Raw genomic sequence first — 14,374 nt, forward strand, 5'->3', positions numbered from 1 at the left:
GAAAATCTACTCGCAACCCTTGATAGCCATTTTTTATGGATGCAGCTTTTAAAGGACTTTTGTTATAAATAAAGGATATGGCTAGGGATATTTTAATAGATGATACTGGTGATCTAAAAATTGAAAACGGCGATTTTGGCACGGGCAATCCTACTATACAAAATCAAAGACTCATTTTAATATCACACAAAGGAGAGTTTAAAGAGGCACCAGAACTAGGTGTTGGCATAAGCAATGAGCTTCTTAATGAAAATCCTAAAAAGCTTTTAAGAGAGATTAAGCGAAACTTTGAATACGATGGTATGAAGGTTAAAACGCTTCAAATTGGCACAAATGATAATTTAATTATAGACGCTACTTACATCAATTAATATGGCAGGAGGACGACTTACCAAAAAAGAATCTGATCAAAAGAAAAGACAAGGTAAAAAGATGTTTATCAATGGTTTTTCTCAAAATGAGATTGCTGATGTTCTGGAAGTACACTTAGAAACCATAAAAAGGTGGTACAAAAAGTATGATTGGCAAGATGCAAAAGACATTCACAGTCTAAGTATCTCAGAACTCAAACAGGAAACATTAAGAAGCTTTCAATCATTAAAAGCTGGTGAAACGCCAAAGGTATCACCCGATCAATTAAGTAAACTGTCTTCCACTTTCGAGAAGCTTAGCGATAAAAAAAAGAACCTCGCTTATATGTACGACAATTTTGAGGAGTTAAGTGATGCTATATTAAAAGACGCCCTTAGCGAACGGCTTAAAAAGAACCGTGAAGCAAAGCTAGAAATGGCAAAGTACATTAGAGGTATGATGGATGAAGTCGTGAGCAAAACTTATAAAGAAGCTTTGAATGACTAAAACAGAACTAAAAAAGGCACGTGAGGCATTTGCAGAACGTAGTAAGTATATTCAAACTTCGACTTTAGAAAGTTTGGTAAAGGAAACTTCTGCTGAGCAAGAAGCAAGAATTAAACGACTTTTAAAACCTCAAAATTATAACGAGTTTTTTGACTACTATTTTGGGGTTAACACGCCTGTACCTTTAGCCGATGCTCCTTGTGCAGACTTTCACCAAGAAAGCTATATTAAAGTTTTTGAGAATCCTAGAATCGTTCAATTTAGACGGTGGTTTAGAGGCGCAGCAAAATCTATTCACACCAACGTAGGAAACTTACTACACTTAAAAGAAAATGACTTAGTTTTTTTCGCTCTACTTATTGGTAGAAATAGCGATGCTGCAAATTTATTGCTTGGCGATTTACAAATGCACCTCGAGAGTAACGAACGTATAATTAAAGATTTTGGTAAGCAAGTAAGCTATGGGAACTGGGCAGATGGTGAGTTTGAAACTTTAGACGGCAGATATTTTAAAGCACTCGGTTTAAACCAACCTTTTAGGGGTTTAAGACGTGGTGAATATCGCCCGGACTTTGCAAGTGTAGACGATTGTGAAGACCGTAAAGAAGCCAAAAATAAAATCTTAGTGAAAGAAAAAGGCGAAAAAATTACCGGTGATTTAAAAAAAGCTTTTCACTTGCACCGTGGTCGCTTGGTAATACCTAACAACTACATTGTAAAAGACGGTCTAAACGATTTCATTTTAGAAAAATATAAAGATTCTAAATCGTTAGATGTAAGTACCATCAACTTAAGGGATGCAAGTGGTAAACCTTCGTGGTATCAGCGTTATTCTAACGAAATGGTAGATACCATTGATGAAGAAACCGACTATTACACGAGCCAACGGGAAGACTATAACAACCCAATTGAAGAGGGAAAGCTTTTTAAAAAGGAATGGATTAGGTATGAAGAAATACCGCACAACGTTCAATGGAATGCTTTAATAGGCTATTGGGATTTATCGTACAAAGCAAATGGTGATTATAAAGCTTTTTGGCTTTTAGGAGTTACCGGTCATCGTATTTATGCTTTAGATGTGTTTTGTCGCCGTTGTGATATTAGCGAAGCTATAAGCTGGCATTATGATAAAGCACAAGAGCGAGGTATGCGAGGTTTAAGCTCTTTAGATTATTTTGATGCCACCGCAGCACAAGAAGCGGTTTTTGCTCCCATTTTTAGGCAAGAAGCTCAACGTCGTGGATTTTTCCAAATACCAATGGCCGATCGTGACCAACGTGTAGATAAACACTTAAGAATTGAAGCTACTTTAACGAGCGTATTATTTAACGGGACGTTGGTTTTTGGTTCTCACTTAGAAGGCACACCAGATATGAAAGCCGCCGAAACGCAATTGCTTTCATTTGAAAAAGGCACAAAGTCGCCAGACGATTCACCCGATGCACTAGAAAACGGTGTGCGTAAAGCACAATTTTACTACACCGCAGATTTAAAAAGCTGGGGTAAACCAACTATTCACCAACATAAAAGAGGAGGTTTTTAATGAGTGTACGTAAGAAAATACATGACCCGATTGCGGCACAACTTACCAGTATGGAAACATTCACCATGGTAGATATGTGGAAGGCGCAACTCACACCAAGTAAAAACAGTTTTAAAGCAGGGTTTCCCGCTGCTTTTATTTCGATTGGTAACATTGCTTGGGAAGATGGTATTAACAATGCCAAAGAAGGAAGCGTTACGGTAAACGTCTATTTATTCTTCGACAAGTACGGCGATACGTTTGAAACTGCCGTAGATAAAGAAGAAAGCTTTAGTATCATGGAAACAATGGAAGCTGCAAGTGAAAAAATACACTGGTTAGAAGATGAAGTGTTTTCAGAAATTACCCAAACTGCTGAAGTTGATCTTACCGAACGTTATGGCCGTCCGGCTTATATGCTAAGTTTTTCAACCCTAGTTTACAAACAAATAAAACCTACCGTACATGTTTATTGAAGTCACAGACCTTAACACCGTATCAGTTCCGCAAGTGGTATCTAAAGTTTTAAATAATGACGATACCATTGGTGAAGAAATAATTAGTGAAACAGTAGCCTTAATGCGCAGCTATTTGTCTGGACGTTTTGATGTAGATGCCATTTTTAACGCCACCGAAAACAAAGACAAAGTAGTTGTAAAATATTGCAAAGACATTGTTATACACGAAATATACACTCGTAAAACCGAAGACTACAACCAAGTAACTAAAGGGCGTTATGATGAGGCTATGCTTTGGCTGGAAAAAGTTGCCGCAGGTAAAATACCCGCTAACGATTTACCACCTAAACCAGTTCCGGAGGGTGAAGAAACCACTGGTGATGGCTTTATAAAATTTGGCGGTAACAGAAAATACATAAGCAATTTTTAACATGAATTTTAAAGACTTCACTCACCATATAAAACGTCAAGCTTTAGAACTAGAGCAATTCATTAAAGATGATCTTTTAGATATTATCGAGGTTGAAGGTTTAGAACACTTTGAAGAAAGCTTCGACAACGAAGGTTTTACAGACGAACATTTAGAGAAATGGAAAGCTCGTAAAGTTGAAGATAAGCGAGGCAGAGATATTACAAGATACAGAACTAATCGAGTAGGACGGGCGGGTGAGCTTAACCAGTACGGACGTCAAAATGAAGGGCGAGCAATACTTACCGGTCACGATAGCGGCGATAAATTAAGACATAGTTTAAAAAGCCGTAAGATTTCTAAAGGAGTTGAATTTAGTAGTGATAAAGAATATGCCGAAGTACATAATGAAGGTGATGATAATCATGAACAACGGCAATTTATAGGGCATTCTAAAGTATTAGATGCTAAAATATTTAGACAAGTAGATAAACGCTTAGATAACATTTTTAAAAAATGAGCATAGAATTAGTAAACCACCGAGGCGAAAAGCTTATAAATACTAAAAACGATGTAGAATTAGCCGCAAAAAGCCAAAAAGTAATGCTTGATTTGGTTAGGCAGCAACACAGCGTATTTCGCCAAGAAATAGACCAGTTTCAAGTGGCAAGACAAGAACGTTCTAACACGGATCAACCTTTTACTTATTTATTACAAGATTTGTATAAAGACACGGTTTTAGATACTCATCTTACCGCAGTAATGGAAAATCGTATTTTAAGAATCGTAAATAAAAAGTTCGTTCTAAAAGATGATAAAGGCATTGCAGATCATGAACGCTCAAGCTTTTTAGATAGCCGTTGGTTTACCGACACTATACGCTATGTAATGGAATCTGTTTTTTACGAATATTCACTAATTCAGTACAAAAAAACGCCAGACGGTAAAATACACAAAGCTAAAAAAGTACCGCGTGAACACGTTAACCCTGATTTAGGTTTAGTTGTAAAAAGCGTTTACGATACTAAAGGTTTGCCATACGAGGATTTTCCTTACGATTTACTATTTGCCAAAATGTATGACGGTTACGGCTTGTTAGAAAAAGCGGCCGCATTAACCATTTTAAAACGTCATTCGTGGGCTTCTTGGGATGAGTTCGAGCAAATATTTGGGATGCCTATTCGTATAGCTAAACTTGGTACCATAAGTGACGATGTTAAGCAAGAAGTAGGGCAATGGCTAAAAACAATGGGGACGGCTTCTTATGGAGTATTCCCACAATTCGCAGATATTGAAATTAAAGAAGCTAACAATCGTGATGCTTTTAACGTCTTTATGAAAAAAATTGAAACGGTAGATAGTCAATTATCAGTTTTAGTGAATGGCCAGACAATGACCACGCAAGACGGTTCTAGCAGATCTCAAGCAGAAGTACATCAAGATACTGAGGACGAAATTACTCAAGCTGACTTGCGAAATGTAGTACATTGGCTAAACGAATCCTTATTGCCATTACTTAGAAATTGCGGTTATGATGTAAGAGATAATGAACGTATAGGCGTTGAAATGATTGCCGACCCTATTGAGAAAATGAAAATTGATGAAAAGATTATGACATCAAGCGGTTATAAATTAACGCAGAAATACCTTGAAAGTACTTACGGTGTAGAACTAGAGCCTATTCCTGAACCGAATAAACCTCCAGAAAAAAAAAAGGAATAAAACTTCTTGAGTTATATTACCGCTCACAATGTTGCGGTCACTTAGAACTTAGCGATGAAAGCAAAAAGATAAGTGCCGCAACTATTGAGCAACTACTTACCGAAATTTACCAAGGTAAAACTCCCGATAAAAGACAACTTTTTAAAGAAACCGCAAACGAACTTATTACAGCGGTTTACAGTGGTTATGGCAAAAATTTACATAGTGTAAGATACAACAGCACAGACTTTGTAAAACTCAATGAACTTACTTACAATGTAGGTGTATTTTCAGCCTTTAAAAACCACTCACAAATAAGAGAAACAGTAAAGCTTTTAAAAGACGAAAACGGCAATACTAGAAGTAAAAAAGACTTCATTACTGAAGCTACAAAGTTAGATAACACTTATAACAAACGTTATTTATCTGCGGAATATATTCACGCCACCAATTCTGCACAAATGGCAAGCCGTTGGCAAGAAGCGGAACGCACCAAAGAACTTTATCCTAACTTAATGTACGTTTCTGTAAACGATGATCGTACACGACCACTGCATAAAAAATGGCACGGAATTGTTTTACCCATAGATCATCCGTTTTGGGATAAACGTTACCCGCCAAATGATTGGGGTTGCAGGTGCAGTGCAAGAAGAACCAGCAAGCCTGTTAACGATAATGGTATCGATGTAGACGATATGGTAGATTTACCAAAACAGTTTAATATAAATGTAGGAAAGACTGGAAAGGTGTTTAATGATGATCATCCTTATTTTAAAGTTCCGGGATTCGATAAAGTTGCTCAAGAAGCTTTACGAAGTTTATTACATTATCAAAGAAAGAAATTATGGCCAGAAATAAAAGATACATTAAGAGGTAAAGTAAATACTGTTTTAGGTGAAGTAACTATTAACAATAAAGCTTTAAAAGAAGCTTTAAACCAACCACACAAAAACGCTTATTTAAAGAATAATTTGATTGTAGATATTCACAATTTATTAAAAGATTCTGTATTTATTACATCTATAGATAACTTTAAACCTTCACCGCATTGGGTGAAATACCACTATTTACAAGTTAAAGAATTTGAAGATATGTTTTTAATCGTTAGAGAAGACCGTAAGGGTAATTTTTTCTTCTATTCAATTATTGATAACATGAAGGTATAAAAAAAACCTTAAGTCATCGCCTTGAAGGATACAGTCCAACAGGAACTACACTTAAGGTTTTCAAGTTATTGACTACAAAGATAATGAAAATATTTAATTCCCGTAAACACCTTCGCCGTTAAAGATAGCGGAGGCTGTTCTTGGCGAGATAAAAAGCTCTTCGGCAATAGCCGCCAAAATTGCACCGTGACGCCATTGGGGTTTATGTTCACTATACCACTCGTAACGTTCTCGCAAACGCTGATCTCTTTTTAATCTAAGTGTTGGGTCTTTTGGCATAATGGTGCAAAGATAGTTGAGGCTACTAAAATATACAAAACCCCTATAAAAAACAAAACCCGCACAATGGCGGGTTTTTGATAGTATATAAATATTATTGACTTACGTTTATATTTATTATTTTCTTTTCGTCTGGGTATATTTGTAGTTGTACGTTATAAGTAAAAGGTATATCTACTCCTAAACTATTATTAGCTTTCCCTTTTCCGTTAATTACTACTAATCCATTATCAGCATCAGTAACAACTGCTTTTATAAATGTTGGGCTTTCGTTAAAATTATACTCTACCGAATTAGGTAGAGTAAATTTACTCTTTAATTGAGTGTCTATTTTATCTATTAACTCATAACCTTCATCATCTGGGCTGTTCAAGTAAGCCTTAAGCCATTGTTCTTTTTGCTCAAAAGTAGCGTCTTGCCAACTTGTTTTAACGACACCCGTATTCTTAGAACTCTCAGCACAACTGGAAATAAGTATAGTTGTAGTAACTGCAAGTATAAATAGTATTTTTTTCATTAATATGAGAAGTTTTTAAATATTATATCTCAAATATAATCAAATTTTAATAACATCTGCTGGCACCATTATTACACCACCAGCATTAATATGGTTTTTAGTAGCGGCTAGAGCATCTTGTAACAACTTCTTATTATATACTTTTCTCTTTTTATAGTAGCTTTTTAAGTATTGACGGTACATTTCCCACTCTTTATCATTTGCAGGGCTAAAAACGGTTAAATCGTGCTTCAAACCTTGTGGTACTTTATACATGTGACTAATAGCTTTGCCTTCACAATGCACGCAACGCATAAAAAATGGCGTTACTCCTTGGTCACGATGTTTTACTACGGTGTTTTTACCACAATCACCGCAGGTATAGGCGTTTACTTTTTTATTGGTTTTGTCTTGTATAATTTCCATTTAATCTTGTTTTAAAAGTCGTTTAATTACATTTTAACCATGCTACAATAGCAAATAATATCAACATAACAACGCAAATAAATGCGCCACTTGGGTTTGGGTCGGGACTGCCTTTTATGTAGGGATCGTCATCCCATTCGGGGTCATGTTTCATAATTTCTTATTGTTTTTAATTTCTTCAATTAATAAACCGTCTTTTCTTTTCCAGCTTCCATTTTCTAAAATTTCAAGCGGTACAAACTCGGTTAAACTTTCTGTATTGACAAAACGACCGTTGTATATGTGAGCGTGAAAATTGCAATGCAATATTTCGCCATGTTCATCTATGTAAAGTTTTGTCATATCTTGACCGAAGTCGGAAAGGATAATTTTTTTATCGTAGGTTTTGTCTAACCAAGCGTTGAAACTCGCTTGGTTAGCAAATCTTTTGTTTACGTGTTGTGGTGTTAATTTTGATAAGTCCATTTTCTAAATTTTAGGTTCTTTTAAATCAATTATTTTTACTTCTGTTTCTATTTTTTGCACCCCAACCAACTCTCTTGGCGACTCACCAAATCTAAGCGTGGAGTTAAAATAACTAATAACTTCCTTAGCTAGTGTAAAAGCTTCTTTGTCTGTTTTTGGAGCTGAAAATGTTTCGTAACGAGTTTTTAAACCTGTTAACTTTTCTTTCCAAGAAAGCTCTGAACCTTGATTACGTACTTTTATTTCGTAGTGTGTGGAATGGATAGTTTTCTCTGACATACTTATTATTTTTTAGCGTTATTAATTCTTTGTTGAGCTTGATGCTGTCCATATACTTTCATGGCTTTGCGTTGTTTCTCTATATGCGTGGAGGCAAGCGAATCGCCCATCGTACGCATTTGTACTTTTGCTTGAGCGTGGTTCTGGTAGCTTTGCTCGGCTGCCGCCGAACATCGCTTATCAAAATAATCTTTAAACCATTTCATTACGGTAGGAATACTTAACCTATCGTACACTTTTCCTAACTCACCATTTTTTACCTGGGCAAAAATCAAATTGACATCGGCAATATTTAGGCTGCGGTAATTTTCTACAATCCGAAAGGCTAAATCGTCTATTTGAGTTTCGGTAAGTGGCTTACGTAAATCTAATACTGCATTGAGGTCGATAAGCCATAGTTTTAGATAGGCTTCTACAGATTTTACACCTAGTTGACGTTTTAAAACGCTTAGTCTTGGTGCGTCTGAATTGATTGCCAAAGCTATACTTTTACAATGGCTATATTGCCTCATGGCATTACGCGGTGCGTAAGTCGTTAATAACGCTTTGGAGGTAATCGTCGCTAATGCCTTTGTTTCCTGTTTTTGCAACTTGTTGGACATTTTGTATAATTTTATTGAGTTGGGAATTGATGTACTTTAGATCGCAATTTTTACGGTGGAATTCATCCAGTCGTTTCCAATTATCTAGCAAAGCTCGCCACGTGGCAAGAGCTTCGGGTTCTGTTCCTGCAACTTTTTTTAAATAGACTATTATCTGTTTTAAGTGCTTAGCATCGGTACCTGTATATTTTGGAGGTACAGAGTTTTCATTCTCGTAAAAAGCAAACCACGCATCCGTGAAGTGGGTATAAAGGCTTTTTTGTTTCTCTATTTTGATGTAGTTTATTTTTCCTTTATAGAGGTTTTGATAAGCGCTTAAATTACTTTCGGTGTGCGGTATTATACGTCCGATTTCTTTTAGCATTATACTATCAAGTTTCCCTTTAAGATGCTCTACACGTTTAAATTTGTTGTTTACGTAGGTAACTTTTAGGTTGAGCCCTGTGCTAATACTTTCTATTTTATAATGGGTGGTCATTTTTTTTTAATATTTTGAGAGCCTCTTTATGTTCTTTGAGCTCTTGTTTACACTCATTTATAATTCGTTGGCTAAAATTTCTAGGGTCAGACCAAGTTCTAAGTTCTAAGTTTAAACCATGTATGGCGTGTTCTAGTGTTTCTATAGCACTTTTCATTTAAACTCTGTTTTCAGTTTTATTTTCTTGCTCTTTTAAAATGAGTTCTAGGCATTCTACGGTGTTGGCTAAAGCTTCTTTTTTGCCGTGCAGATAGTTTATTTTTGCTTCAATACTGTCTAATTCAATTTTCCAGCATTCTATGTTGTGTTTTAAGCTTTCTGTTAAGTTCATACTAACACTCTGTTTTTGGCTCTGTTAACTGCTTGCCGCAAAAACGACAAGCAATTACAGTGGTTTCACAATTTGCGGTGGCTTTTAGCACTTTCAAATACTTCGCTTCTTCTGGATGCTTGCAAACGTCTTGATAGCTTAGGTATCTCTTTTTCATTTTGCTCCATATTTTTTGCCCAATATGGACTCAAGGCAATTTATAAGCGTGCTTAGTTCTGTTGAGTCCATATTTTGTAATGGTTTGGGTACGGGGCTTTTTTTGCTCTTAAGAAAATCGCTTAACCTATCCATATCGGCAATAATACCGTAACGCTCGCTTGATTTTGTCCAGCCTATTTGACGCAATAAGCTAAGTATATAACTATGCTGTTGGTTATTCTTATCAAAATAAGCCCAGTGCGTAGTTAACGATGCTATTAATTGCTTGGCTTGTGATGCGGTAAGCTCTTTGGCTTCGGTTTTATCATCACAGCCTGTTATGTGACGTACATGGAGAGCTTCGGTTTCTTTTGAATACCTGAAAAGCTTGTATAATTGCTTGCGTTGTGATGATACTGCTTTCATAGTTTATATTCTGCTTTACCTGTTACACCAAAGTTCTCTACGGCTTGCAAATGCCTTTGAAAAGTGGCTATTTGTGCAGGATTCATTTTAGGGTTGCCAATCCAGTTTCCCGATTGATCTCTATGTACTTGCATGCCATCTACTAAGTATAAATCGTCGTTCAATTGTTCTATTACAATGGCTTTTGCATTTTCCAATTGTTTTGCTTTTTCTAAAGCAGCTAACGCCTCTTGACGTTGCTGCTGTTGTAATTCGTATAGGCTCATTCTTCCAAAAGATTAAAAGAAACACGCTCTTGTATTTTAGTATCTTTATAGTCTTCGTAAAATTTAAAAAGTTCATGTTCTTCACTTATTGTTTCTGGGTGAATCTCTAAAGTATTATTAACTATTTTTGCTTTCATTTTTTATTGAATTTCTGTTTGTAAACTATAATTAAACTGGTCTCGTAATTCCGCTAATGGGGGGGTATTTCTGCTATATTCCAAGGTACGTAAACTGTCTTCTTTCGAGAACTATACCGAAACATCTTTTTTATTTTCTGATGCAGATAATAGCGCCTATTGGTTTTTGATGTCTGTTTCATGTTGTTTTAATTTTTTAAGCTCTTCCATATAGTAGAGGCAATTGCCAAAAAACTCTATTGTTTTTTTATTTTGACGTTTAGTTTTTGGCGTTCTCTTGTACTTTTGCTCTTCTTGTGCATCTGCAACGGCTCTTTTAAGAGCATAAATCATCTCGTCTAACGGAATGCAATCAAGCTTTAATTTTACTTTTGTTGGCATAACTATAAGCTTGAGAATTGAAGTGAAACATCTTGCCATTTTTTGTTTTTATCGCGGATATAGCATCGGCAGTATAATGCGGTTCCAGATACACGACGACATTGCTCGAGCTTTTCTACCTCTTTAAGAATTTCTGTATGGCCTAGCTTTACGGCTCTAGTCTTAACCTTTGTTATCAATCTCGGATCGTAATCTCCCTTTGAATTCTTAATAAGTATATCATTAATGTAGCCGTACATACCTTTGTTACGCCCCTCAAACTTCGCCTTAAACATATCTTTTATGGTATTGATATGTACTACAGCGTTTTCATCAAACTCTAGTATAGATTGACGATCTACCGTTACCTTCATGGTGTCATTTTCGTCTTTCATAGTAAAAGACTGCACCTCACGGGCTTCTTTGCCTTCCATCTTATACATACGCTCGTAAAGCTCGTTAGCTTTGCTGATTGTATAATCTTTAAGCTGACGCATTTCCGCTTGTATTTGCTGAAACTTAGATGCTGTATGCTGTAGAAAATTGTCTTTATCTTCTATGAATTGCTTTTTAGCTTTTTGTTTTTCTGCCTTTTCTGCTTTTTCTTGGTTCTCGAGATACGCCTTAATTTCGGCTTTACTCATTTCTGAAATTGGTTTATTTTGTTTTTCCATTTTACTCGTTTAAGGTGTTAATTATTATGTTTTTTACCGTAATCGATTCTGCTACTCCTGATAGTATCATATTTCTAAGTCGTGGTTCGTTTAAAAAGCAGATGGCGAAGCCAGAAGATAAATCATCAAATTTGCCATCAACATGTAGTGAAATTTTATTTTTTGTTTTTGCCGATTCCATAGAAAAATTAAAATTGCCTGTTTTCATTTGCTCAGCTATTGCTATACATCCTCCTTCGATAGACTCCTTTGGATATTTTGCATCTACTATAAATTCATAACAAATACTATCTCCTGATTGCTTTTGATTAACTAAGCCAGACCCTATAAACATAATTAGCACATGAACAGGTACAGTTTCAGAAACATTGAGTTTTACCTCTGTTGCAACTTCTGTTTTTTTACTTTTTAATTTTGCATTTGGAAACTTGTCTTTTACCATTCTTGTTAATATTTCAAGCTCTGTTACTGTTCTTTTTTCTGTAGTTTTCATGTTGTTGTTTTATTTTGTTAATAATATTCTTAATGCTCCGCCGCTTCGTTTAATGCGGTAATCATTGAAGTTGTGAAGTGTTATCAATGCTTGTATTTTTTGAATATGCAAGCTTGTAAGTTCTATATTGGTGATTATTTTAGCTTCTTTGATGCCTTTGTTTCCAAAACTTACTGAGCTTTTAATGCAGAGCTCTGGATCTTGTTTATCATCTTTAAAAACATAGGCTATATCCTCTTTTAAGCGATTGGTTTTTCTTTGCAGCTCTGTTTCCATAATTTAAAAAGGGTTTAAAGGGTCTTTAATGTTGTTTAAAATCTAGAATCACTTTATTGGCGATCGCCTCTAAATGTGGAGGTAGTGTATATTTAGGGGTGCAATTTTTTAAGCCTTTAAAGGCTATAGCATCCAAAGCTTTAAAAATTGCAGCTCTCTCTTGATGTATGCAGGTTCTTTGTAATGGCGAGAAATACCCCCAACCACTAGATAACTCTAATACGGTGGTAAGCTTTTCAAATCTGTTTAATAATTCGTCTTTTTTCATGATTTAATTAAGTTGAGGGTTATGATTGATTATTTGTAGACTTCTAGCTTTTTGCAGTAGAGTTTTTGAGAAAAACTCTGCTATTTGACAAGTTTTTTCGTCGTAAAAGTTTCGTACAGCTTCTATATCTGAAAGTCTTAAATAAGGCTCTACTTCTTCTAAAAATTCAGCTTCTAGTATTCTGTATTCTTGTAAGAACCAATTGAAATAAGCAGTGTTCGCTAATATTTTTTGCACGTCTTTATCATCAACACCTTGTATAGAACAATAAGCGATATAAGTCTCTATTATAAGTCTGTTGTATTTTGCTGTGCTGTACCTTAAAGTTTGTTGTATATTCATAGCGCTAGCCTTTTTTTAGTAGTTTTAATTCTCTTTCATTTGCCTTTTCTTGGCTTATTACATACGGCATGGTTTCGTTGCCTCCACATCTAGTTTTTTCGATATAAGCTTTAAAGTCCTGCACGCGTATTACGTTTTGTGCATCCCACATAATTGCATCTGCAACTGAGCCTTTTGGAGCGTTTTTCTGCATTTGAGAAATCCAAACAAATAAGGTATTCGGAAACTTCTCTATAAGGTCAAAATAATGCGTGTCTCGCTTTCCGCGGAAGCAGTATTGCACACTATCTACAAATACTATTTTTGGCTGCCTTTTTTGAGATAAACGTTTAACCATATCGTCGTAAAACTCGCTTTGAAAATTGTATTTATCACTTATATACTGCAAGCCGTTTAACTTAAGATTACGTCTAAAACTAGCTTTCATTCCCTCTTCTGGCGTGTTATAAAAAACTTTTTCAAAGCCGCATAAATACTTCATAAACTGCAAGCCGTAAGTGGTTTTTCCGTGACCAGAACCACCATATATTATAATACTGCCTGCACGCTCTGGTTCTCCTTGATGATCTTTCCATATTCCTGTAAATGGAAGTACATCAAATTCTTTTCGTTCAATATCTGTATAGCTGTATGCTCTAGGTATATTACTCATTACTCAAATACTGCTTTTCTATTTCTGTTCTAACTTTTCTTAATGATCCTTTGGTTTTTCCAAACATCTGAATAGGGGTAATCTTAGAATTATTAGCCTTGCTTACTTGAGCGATTTGCCCCATAAGAAACTCTTGCAAACTTTCTTTTCCCTCTGGGCTTACCTTTTTATAATCATTGCCGTAACGGTCAAATATTTCGGTATAGCCTACTTTTTTAAGGTCTTTTTGGCGTGTTATTTTTTGCTTTAGTCCGTCTGCACCCATCATATACCAGCCGCAATCGTACTCGGTAGCATTCCATAAGGCTTTAAGCTCTAAGAATGCAGCATAGTCTAAATCTCCAGCTTCATCTAAAATTATAAGTGGATTAGGGAGTTGCTTTAAGTAAAAAATCAAGTCTTCATACACATCTGCATAACGCCCAGTGTGGTCTAAGCCAAACTCACGAGCCATTTTACGTATAAGCTTTTGTTTGCTTTTTACTTGACTACAGTCTATATAAATCGCATTTTTATTTTCATGGCAGTAGTATTTTGCCGTATGTGTTTTACCTATACCAGCAATATCACACAATATGGCAGATATAGAACGGTTTTGACAAGCCTCTAATTGATTATAGATGTAGTTAAATGTCTCGGTTTTCACAGTTACCCATTTACGCTTATTGCTTAATTGCACGTTTAATCTTCGTGCTAGGGTAATCCATTTTGCTTCGCTTAAAACACCTTCAAAATCACCTTTATTGATACGTGAATACTGAGCAGAATTTATACCTAAAACGCGGGCGTGCTTTGCATTGCTTGTATAATTGGCACGTGCTTGCGCCATTTTTTCTATAATCTTTGATTTAAAATTGGAATCGATCATTGTT

Annotated in this window: 28 protein-coding genes; 8 read left to right on the forward strand and 20 right to left on the reverse strand. The window is 35.6% G+C overall.

The window, feature by feature from the left end; genetic code table 11:
* Window positions 1–77 precede the first annotated feature (77 nt).
* The 8 genes from GGR32_RS00700 (at window position 78) to GGR32_RS00735 (ending at window position 6,114) form a co-directional block, all read left to right on the forward strand.
* A complete protein-coding gene (locus GGR32_RS00700; protein WP_183475524.1) occupies window positions 78–371 on the forward strand; it encodes an oxidase in 294 nt (97 codons plus the stop codon).
* Between the two features lies 1 nt (window position 372).
* A complete protein-coding gene (locus GGR32_RS00705) occupies window positions 373–858 on the forward strand; it encodes a terminase gpP N-terminus-related DNA-binding protein (protein ID WP_183475525.1) in 486 nt (161 codons plus the stop codon).
* On the forward strand, window positions 851–2,401 hold the full coding sequence (locus tag GGR32_RS00710) for a hypothetical protein (RefSeq protein ID WP_183475526.1): 1,551 nt from the start codon (window positions 851–853) through the stop codon (window positions 2,399–2,401). The genes GGR32_RS00705 and GGR32_RS00710 overlap by 8 nt, the downstream gene beginning before the upstream one ends.
* The gene (locus tag GGR32_RS00715; RefSeq protein WP_183475527.1) at window positions 2,401–2,856 is read left to right on the forward strand and encodes a hypothetical protein; all 456 of its coding nucleotides are present in this window, start codon (window positions 2,401–2,403) and stop codon (window positions 2,854–2,856) included. Before GGR32_RS00710 ends, GGR32_RS00715 begins: the two co-directional genes overlap by 1 nt.
* A complete protein-coding gene (locus GGR32_RS00720; RefSeq protein WP_183475528.1) occupies window positions 2,846–3,268 on the forward strand; it encodes a phage protein Gp36 family protein in 423 nt (140 codons plus the stop codon). Before GGR32_RS00715 ends, GGR32_RS00720 begins: the two co-directional genes overlap by 11 nt.
* Window position 3,269: 1 nt before the next feature.
* Window positions 3,270–3,767: a phage morphogenesis protein gene (locus tag GGR32_RS00725; RefSeq protein ID WP_183475529.1), complete on the forward strand. Its 498-nt coding sequence runs from the start codon at window positions 3,270–3,272 to the stop codon at window positions 3,765–3,767.
* Window positions 3,764–4,969 (forward strand): phage portal protein family protein, encoded by a 1,206-nt coding sequence (locus tag GGR32_RS00730; RefSeq protein ID WP_183475530.1) that lies wholly within the window; start codon window positions 3,764–3,766, stop codon window positions 4,967–4,969. Before GGR32_RS00725 ends, GGR32_RS00730 begins: the two co-directional genes overlap by 4 nt.
* 356 nt (window positions 4,970–5,325) lie before the next feature.
* Window positions 5,326–6,114, forward strand: a complete 789-nt coding sequence (locus GGR32_RS00735) for a phage head morphogenesis protein (RefSeq protein ID WP_343066413.1) — start codon at window positions 5,326–5,328, stop codon at window positions 6,112–6,114.
* Window positions 6,115–6,207: 93 nt separating this feature from the next.
* On the opposite strand, the gene GGR32_RS00740 is transcribed toward GGR32_RS00735, so the two are convergent.
* From GGR32_RS00740 to GGR32_RS00835, 20 genes are all read right to left on the reverse strand, one after another.
* Window positions 6,208–6,393 (reverse strand): hypothetical protein, encoded by a 186-nt coding sequence (locus GGR32_RS00740; protein WP_183475532.1) that lies wholly within the window; start codon window positions 6,391–6,393, stop codon window positions 6,208–6,210.
* Window positions 6,394–6,487: 94 nt separating this feature from the next.
* Window positions 6,488–6,910 (reverse strand): hypothetical protein, encoded by a 423-nt coding sequence (locus tag GGR32_RS00745; RefSeq protein WP_183475533.1) that lies wholly within the window; start codon window positions 6,908–6,910, stop codon window positions 6,488–6,490.
* Between the two features lie 39 nt (window positions 6,911–6,949).
* Window positions 6,950–7,315: a hypothetical protein gene (locus GGR32_RS00750; protein WP_183475534.1), complete on the reverse strand. Its 366-nt coding sequence runs from the start codon at window positions 7,313–7,315 to the stop codon at window positions 6,950–6,952.
* A gap of 150 nt (window positions 7,316–7,465) precedes the next feature.
* On the reverse strand, window positions 7,466–7,780 hold the full coding sequence (locus GGR32_RS00755) for a hypothetical protein (RefSeq protein WP_183475535.1): 315 nt from the start codon (window positions 7,778–7,780) through the stop codon (window positions 7,466–7,468).
* Between the two features lie 3 nt (window positions 7,781–7,783).
* Window positions 7,784–8,059 (reverse strand): hypothetical protein, encoded by a 276-nt coding sequence (locus tag GGR32_RS00760; protein WP_183475536.1) that lies wholly within the window; start codon window positions 8,057–8,059, stop codon window positions 7,784–7,786.
* Between the two features lie 5 nt (window positions 8,060–8,064).
* The gene (locus tag GGR32_RS00765) at window positions 8,065–8,571 is read right to left on the reverse strand and encodes a hypothetical protein (protein WP_183475537.1); all 507 of its coding nucleotides are present in this window, start codon (window positions 8,569–8,571) and stop codon (window positions 8,065–8,067) included.
* Between the two features lie 4 nt (window positions 8,572–8,575).
* Entirely contained in the window at window positions 8,576–9,139 is a 564-nt protein-coding gene (locus GGR32_RS00770; RefSeq protein WP_183475538.1) for a hypothetical protein, read from the reverse strand.
* Window positions 9,123–9,296, reverse strand: a complete 174-nt coding sequence (locus tag GGR32_RS00775) for a hypothetical protein (RefSeq protein ID WP_183475539.1) — start codon at window positions 9,294–9,296, stop codon at window positions 9,123–9,125. The genes GGR32_RS00770 and GGR32_RS00775 overlap by 17 nt, the downstream gene beginning before the upstream one ends.
* On the reverse strand, window positions 9,297–9,470 hold the full coding sequence (locus GGR32_RS00780) for a hypothetical protein (protein WP_183475540.1): 174 nt from the start codon (window positions 9,468–9,470) through the stop codon (window positions 9,297–9,299).
* Window positions 9,471–9,623: 153 nt separating this feature from the next.
* Window positions 9,624–10,034 (reverse strand): hypothetical protein, encoded by a 411-nt coding sequence (locus GGR32_RS00785; RefSeq protein ID WP_183475541.1) that lies wholly within the window; start codon window positions 10,032–10,034, stop codon window positions 9,624–9,626.
* Window positions 10,031–10,300 carry a hypothetical protein gene (locus GGR32_RS00790; protein ID WP_183475542.1) on the reverse strand — a complete coding sequence of 90 codons (270 nt, stop codon included), beginning with the start codon at window positions 10,298–10,300 and terminating at the stop codon, window positions 10,031–10,033. Before GGR32_RS00790 ends, GGR32_RS00785 begins: the two co-directional genes overlap by 4 nt.
* Window positions 10,297–10,437: a hypothetical protein gene (locus tag GGR32_RS00795; protein WP_183475543.1), complete on the reverse strand. Its 141-nt coding sequence runs from the start codon at window positions 10,435–10,437 to the stop codon at window positions 10,297–10,299. The genes GGR32_RS00790 and GGR32_RS00795 overlap by 4 nt, the downstream gene beginning before the upstream one ends.
* A gap of 156 nt (window positions 10,438–10,593) precedes the next feature.
* Window positions 10,594–10,818, reverse strand: coding sequence for a hypothetical protein (locus tag GGR32_RS00800; RefSeq protein ID WP_183475544.1), 225 nt, complete (start codon window positions 10,816–10,818; stop codon window positions 10,594–10,596).
* A 2-nt stretch (window positions 10,819–10,820) separates the two neighbouring features.
* A complete protein-coding gene (locus GGR32_RS00805) occupies window positions 10,821–11,471 on the reverse strand; it encodes a DUF3164 family protein (protein WP_183475545.1) in 651 nt (216 codons plus the stop codon).
* Window position 11,472: 1 nt separating this feature from the next.
* A complete protein-coding gene (locus GGR32_RS00810) occupies window positions 11,473–11,964 on the reverse strand; it encodes a hypothetical protein (protein ID WP_183475546.1) in 492 nt (163 codons plus the stop codon).
* 9 nt (window positions 11,965–11,973) lie between these two features.
* Window positions 11,974–12,240: a hypothetical protein gene (locus tag GGR32_RS00815; protein WP_183475547.1), complete on the reverse strand. Its 267-nt coding sequence runs from the start codon at window positions 12,238–12,240 to the stop codon at window positions 11,974–11,976.
* Window positions 12,241–12,265: 25 nt separating this feature from the next.
* Window positions 12,266–12,508 (reverse strand): hypothetical protein, encoded by a 243-nt coding sequence (locus GGR32_RS00820; RefSeq protein WP_183475548.1) that lies wholly within the window; start codon window positions 12,506–12,508, stop codon window positions 12,266–12,268.
* A gap of 3 nt (window positions 12,509–12,511) precedes the next feature.
* Window positions 12,512–12,850 (reverse strand): hypothetical protein, encoded by a 339-nt coding sequence (locus GGR32_RS00825; RefSeq protein ID WP_183475549.1) that lies wholly within the window; start codon window positions 12,848–12,850, stop codon window positions 12,512–12,514.
* 4 nt (window positions 12,851–12,854) lie between these two features.
* Window positions 12,855–13,502 (reverse strand): P-loop NTPase family protein, encoded by a 648-nt coding sequence (locus GGR32_RS00830; RefSeq protein ID WP_183475550.1) that lies wholly within the window; start codon window positions 13,500–13,502, stop codon window positions 12,855–12,857.
* The gene (locus tag GGR32_RS00835) at window positions 13,495–14,370 is read right to left on the reverse strand and encodes an AAA family ATPase (protein ID WP_183475551.1); all 876 of its coding nucleotides are present in this window, start codon (window positions 14,368–14,370) and stop codon (window positions 13,495–13,497) included. The genes GGR32_RS00830 and GGR32_RS00835 overlap by 8 nt, the downstream gene beginning before the upstream one ends.
* Window positions 14,371–14,374: the final 4 nt, after the last annotated feature.

This window comes from Mesonia hippocampi (assembly GCF_014197445.1).
Classification (GTDB): Bacteria; Bacteroidota; Bacteroidia; order Flavobacteriales; family Flavobacteriaceae; genus Mesonia; species Mesonia hippocampi.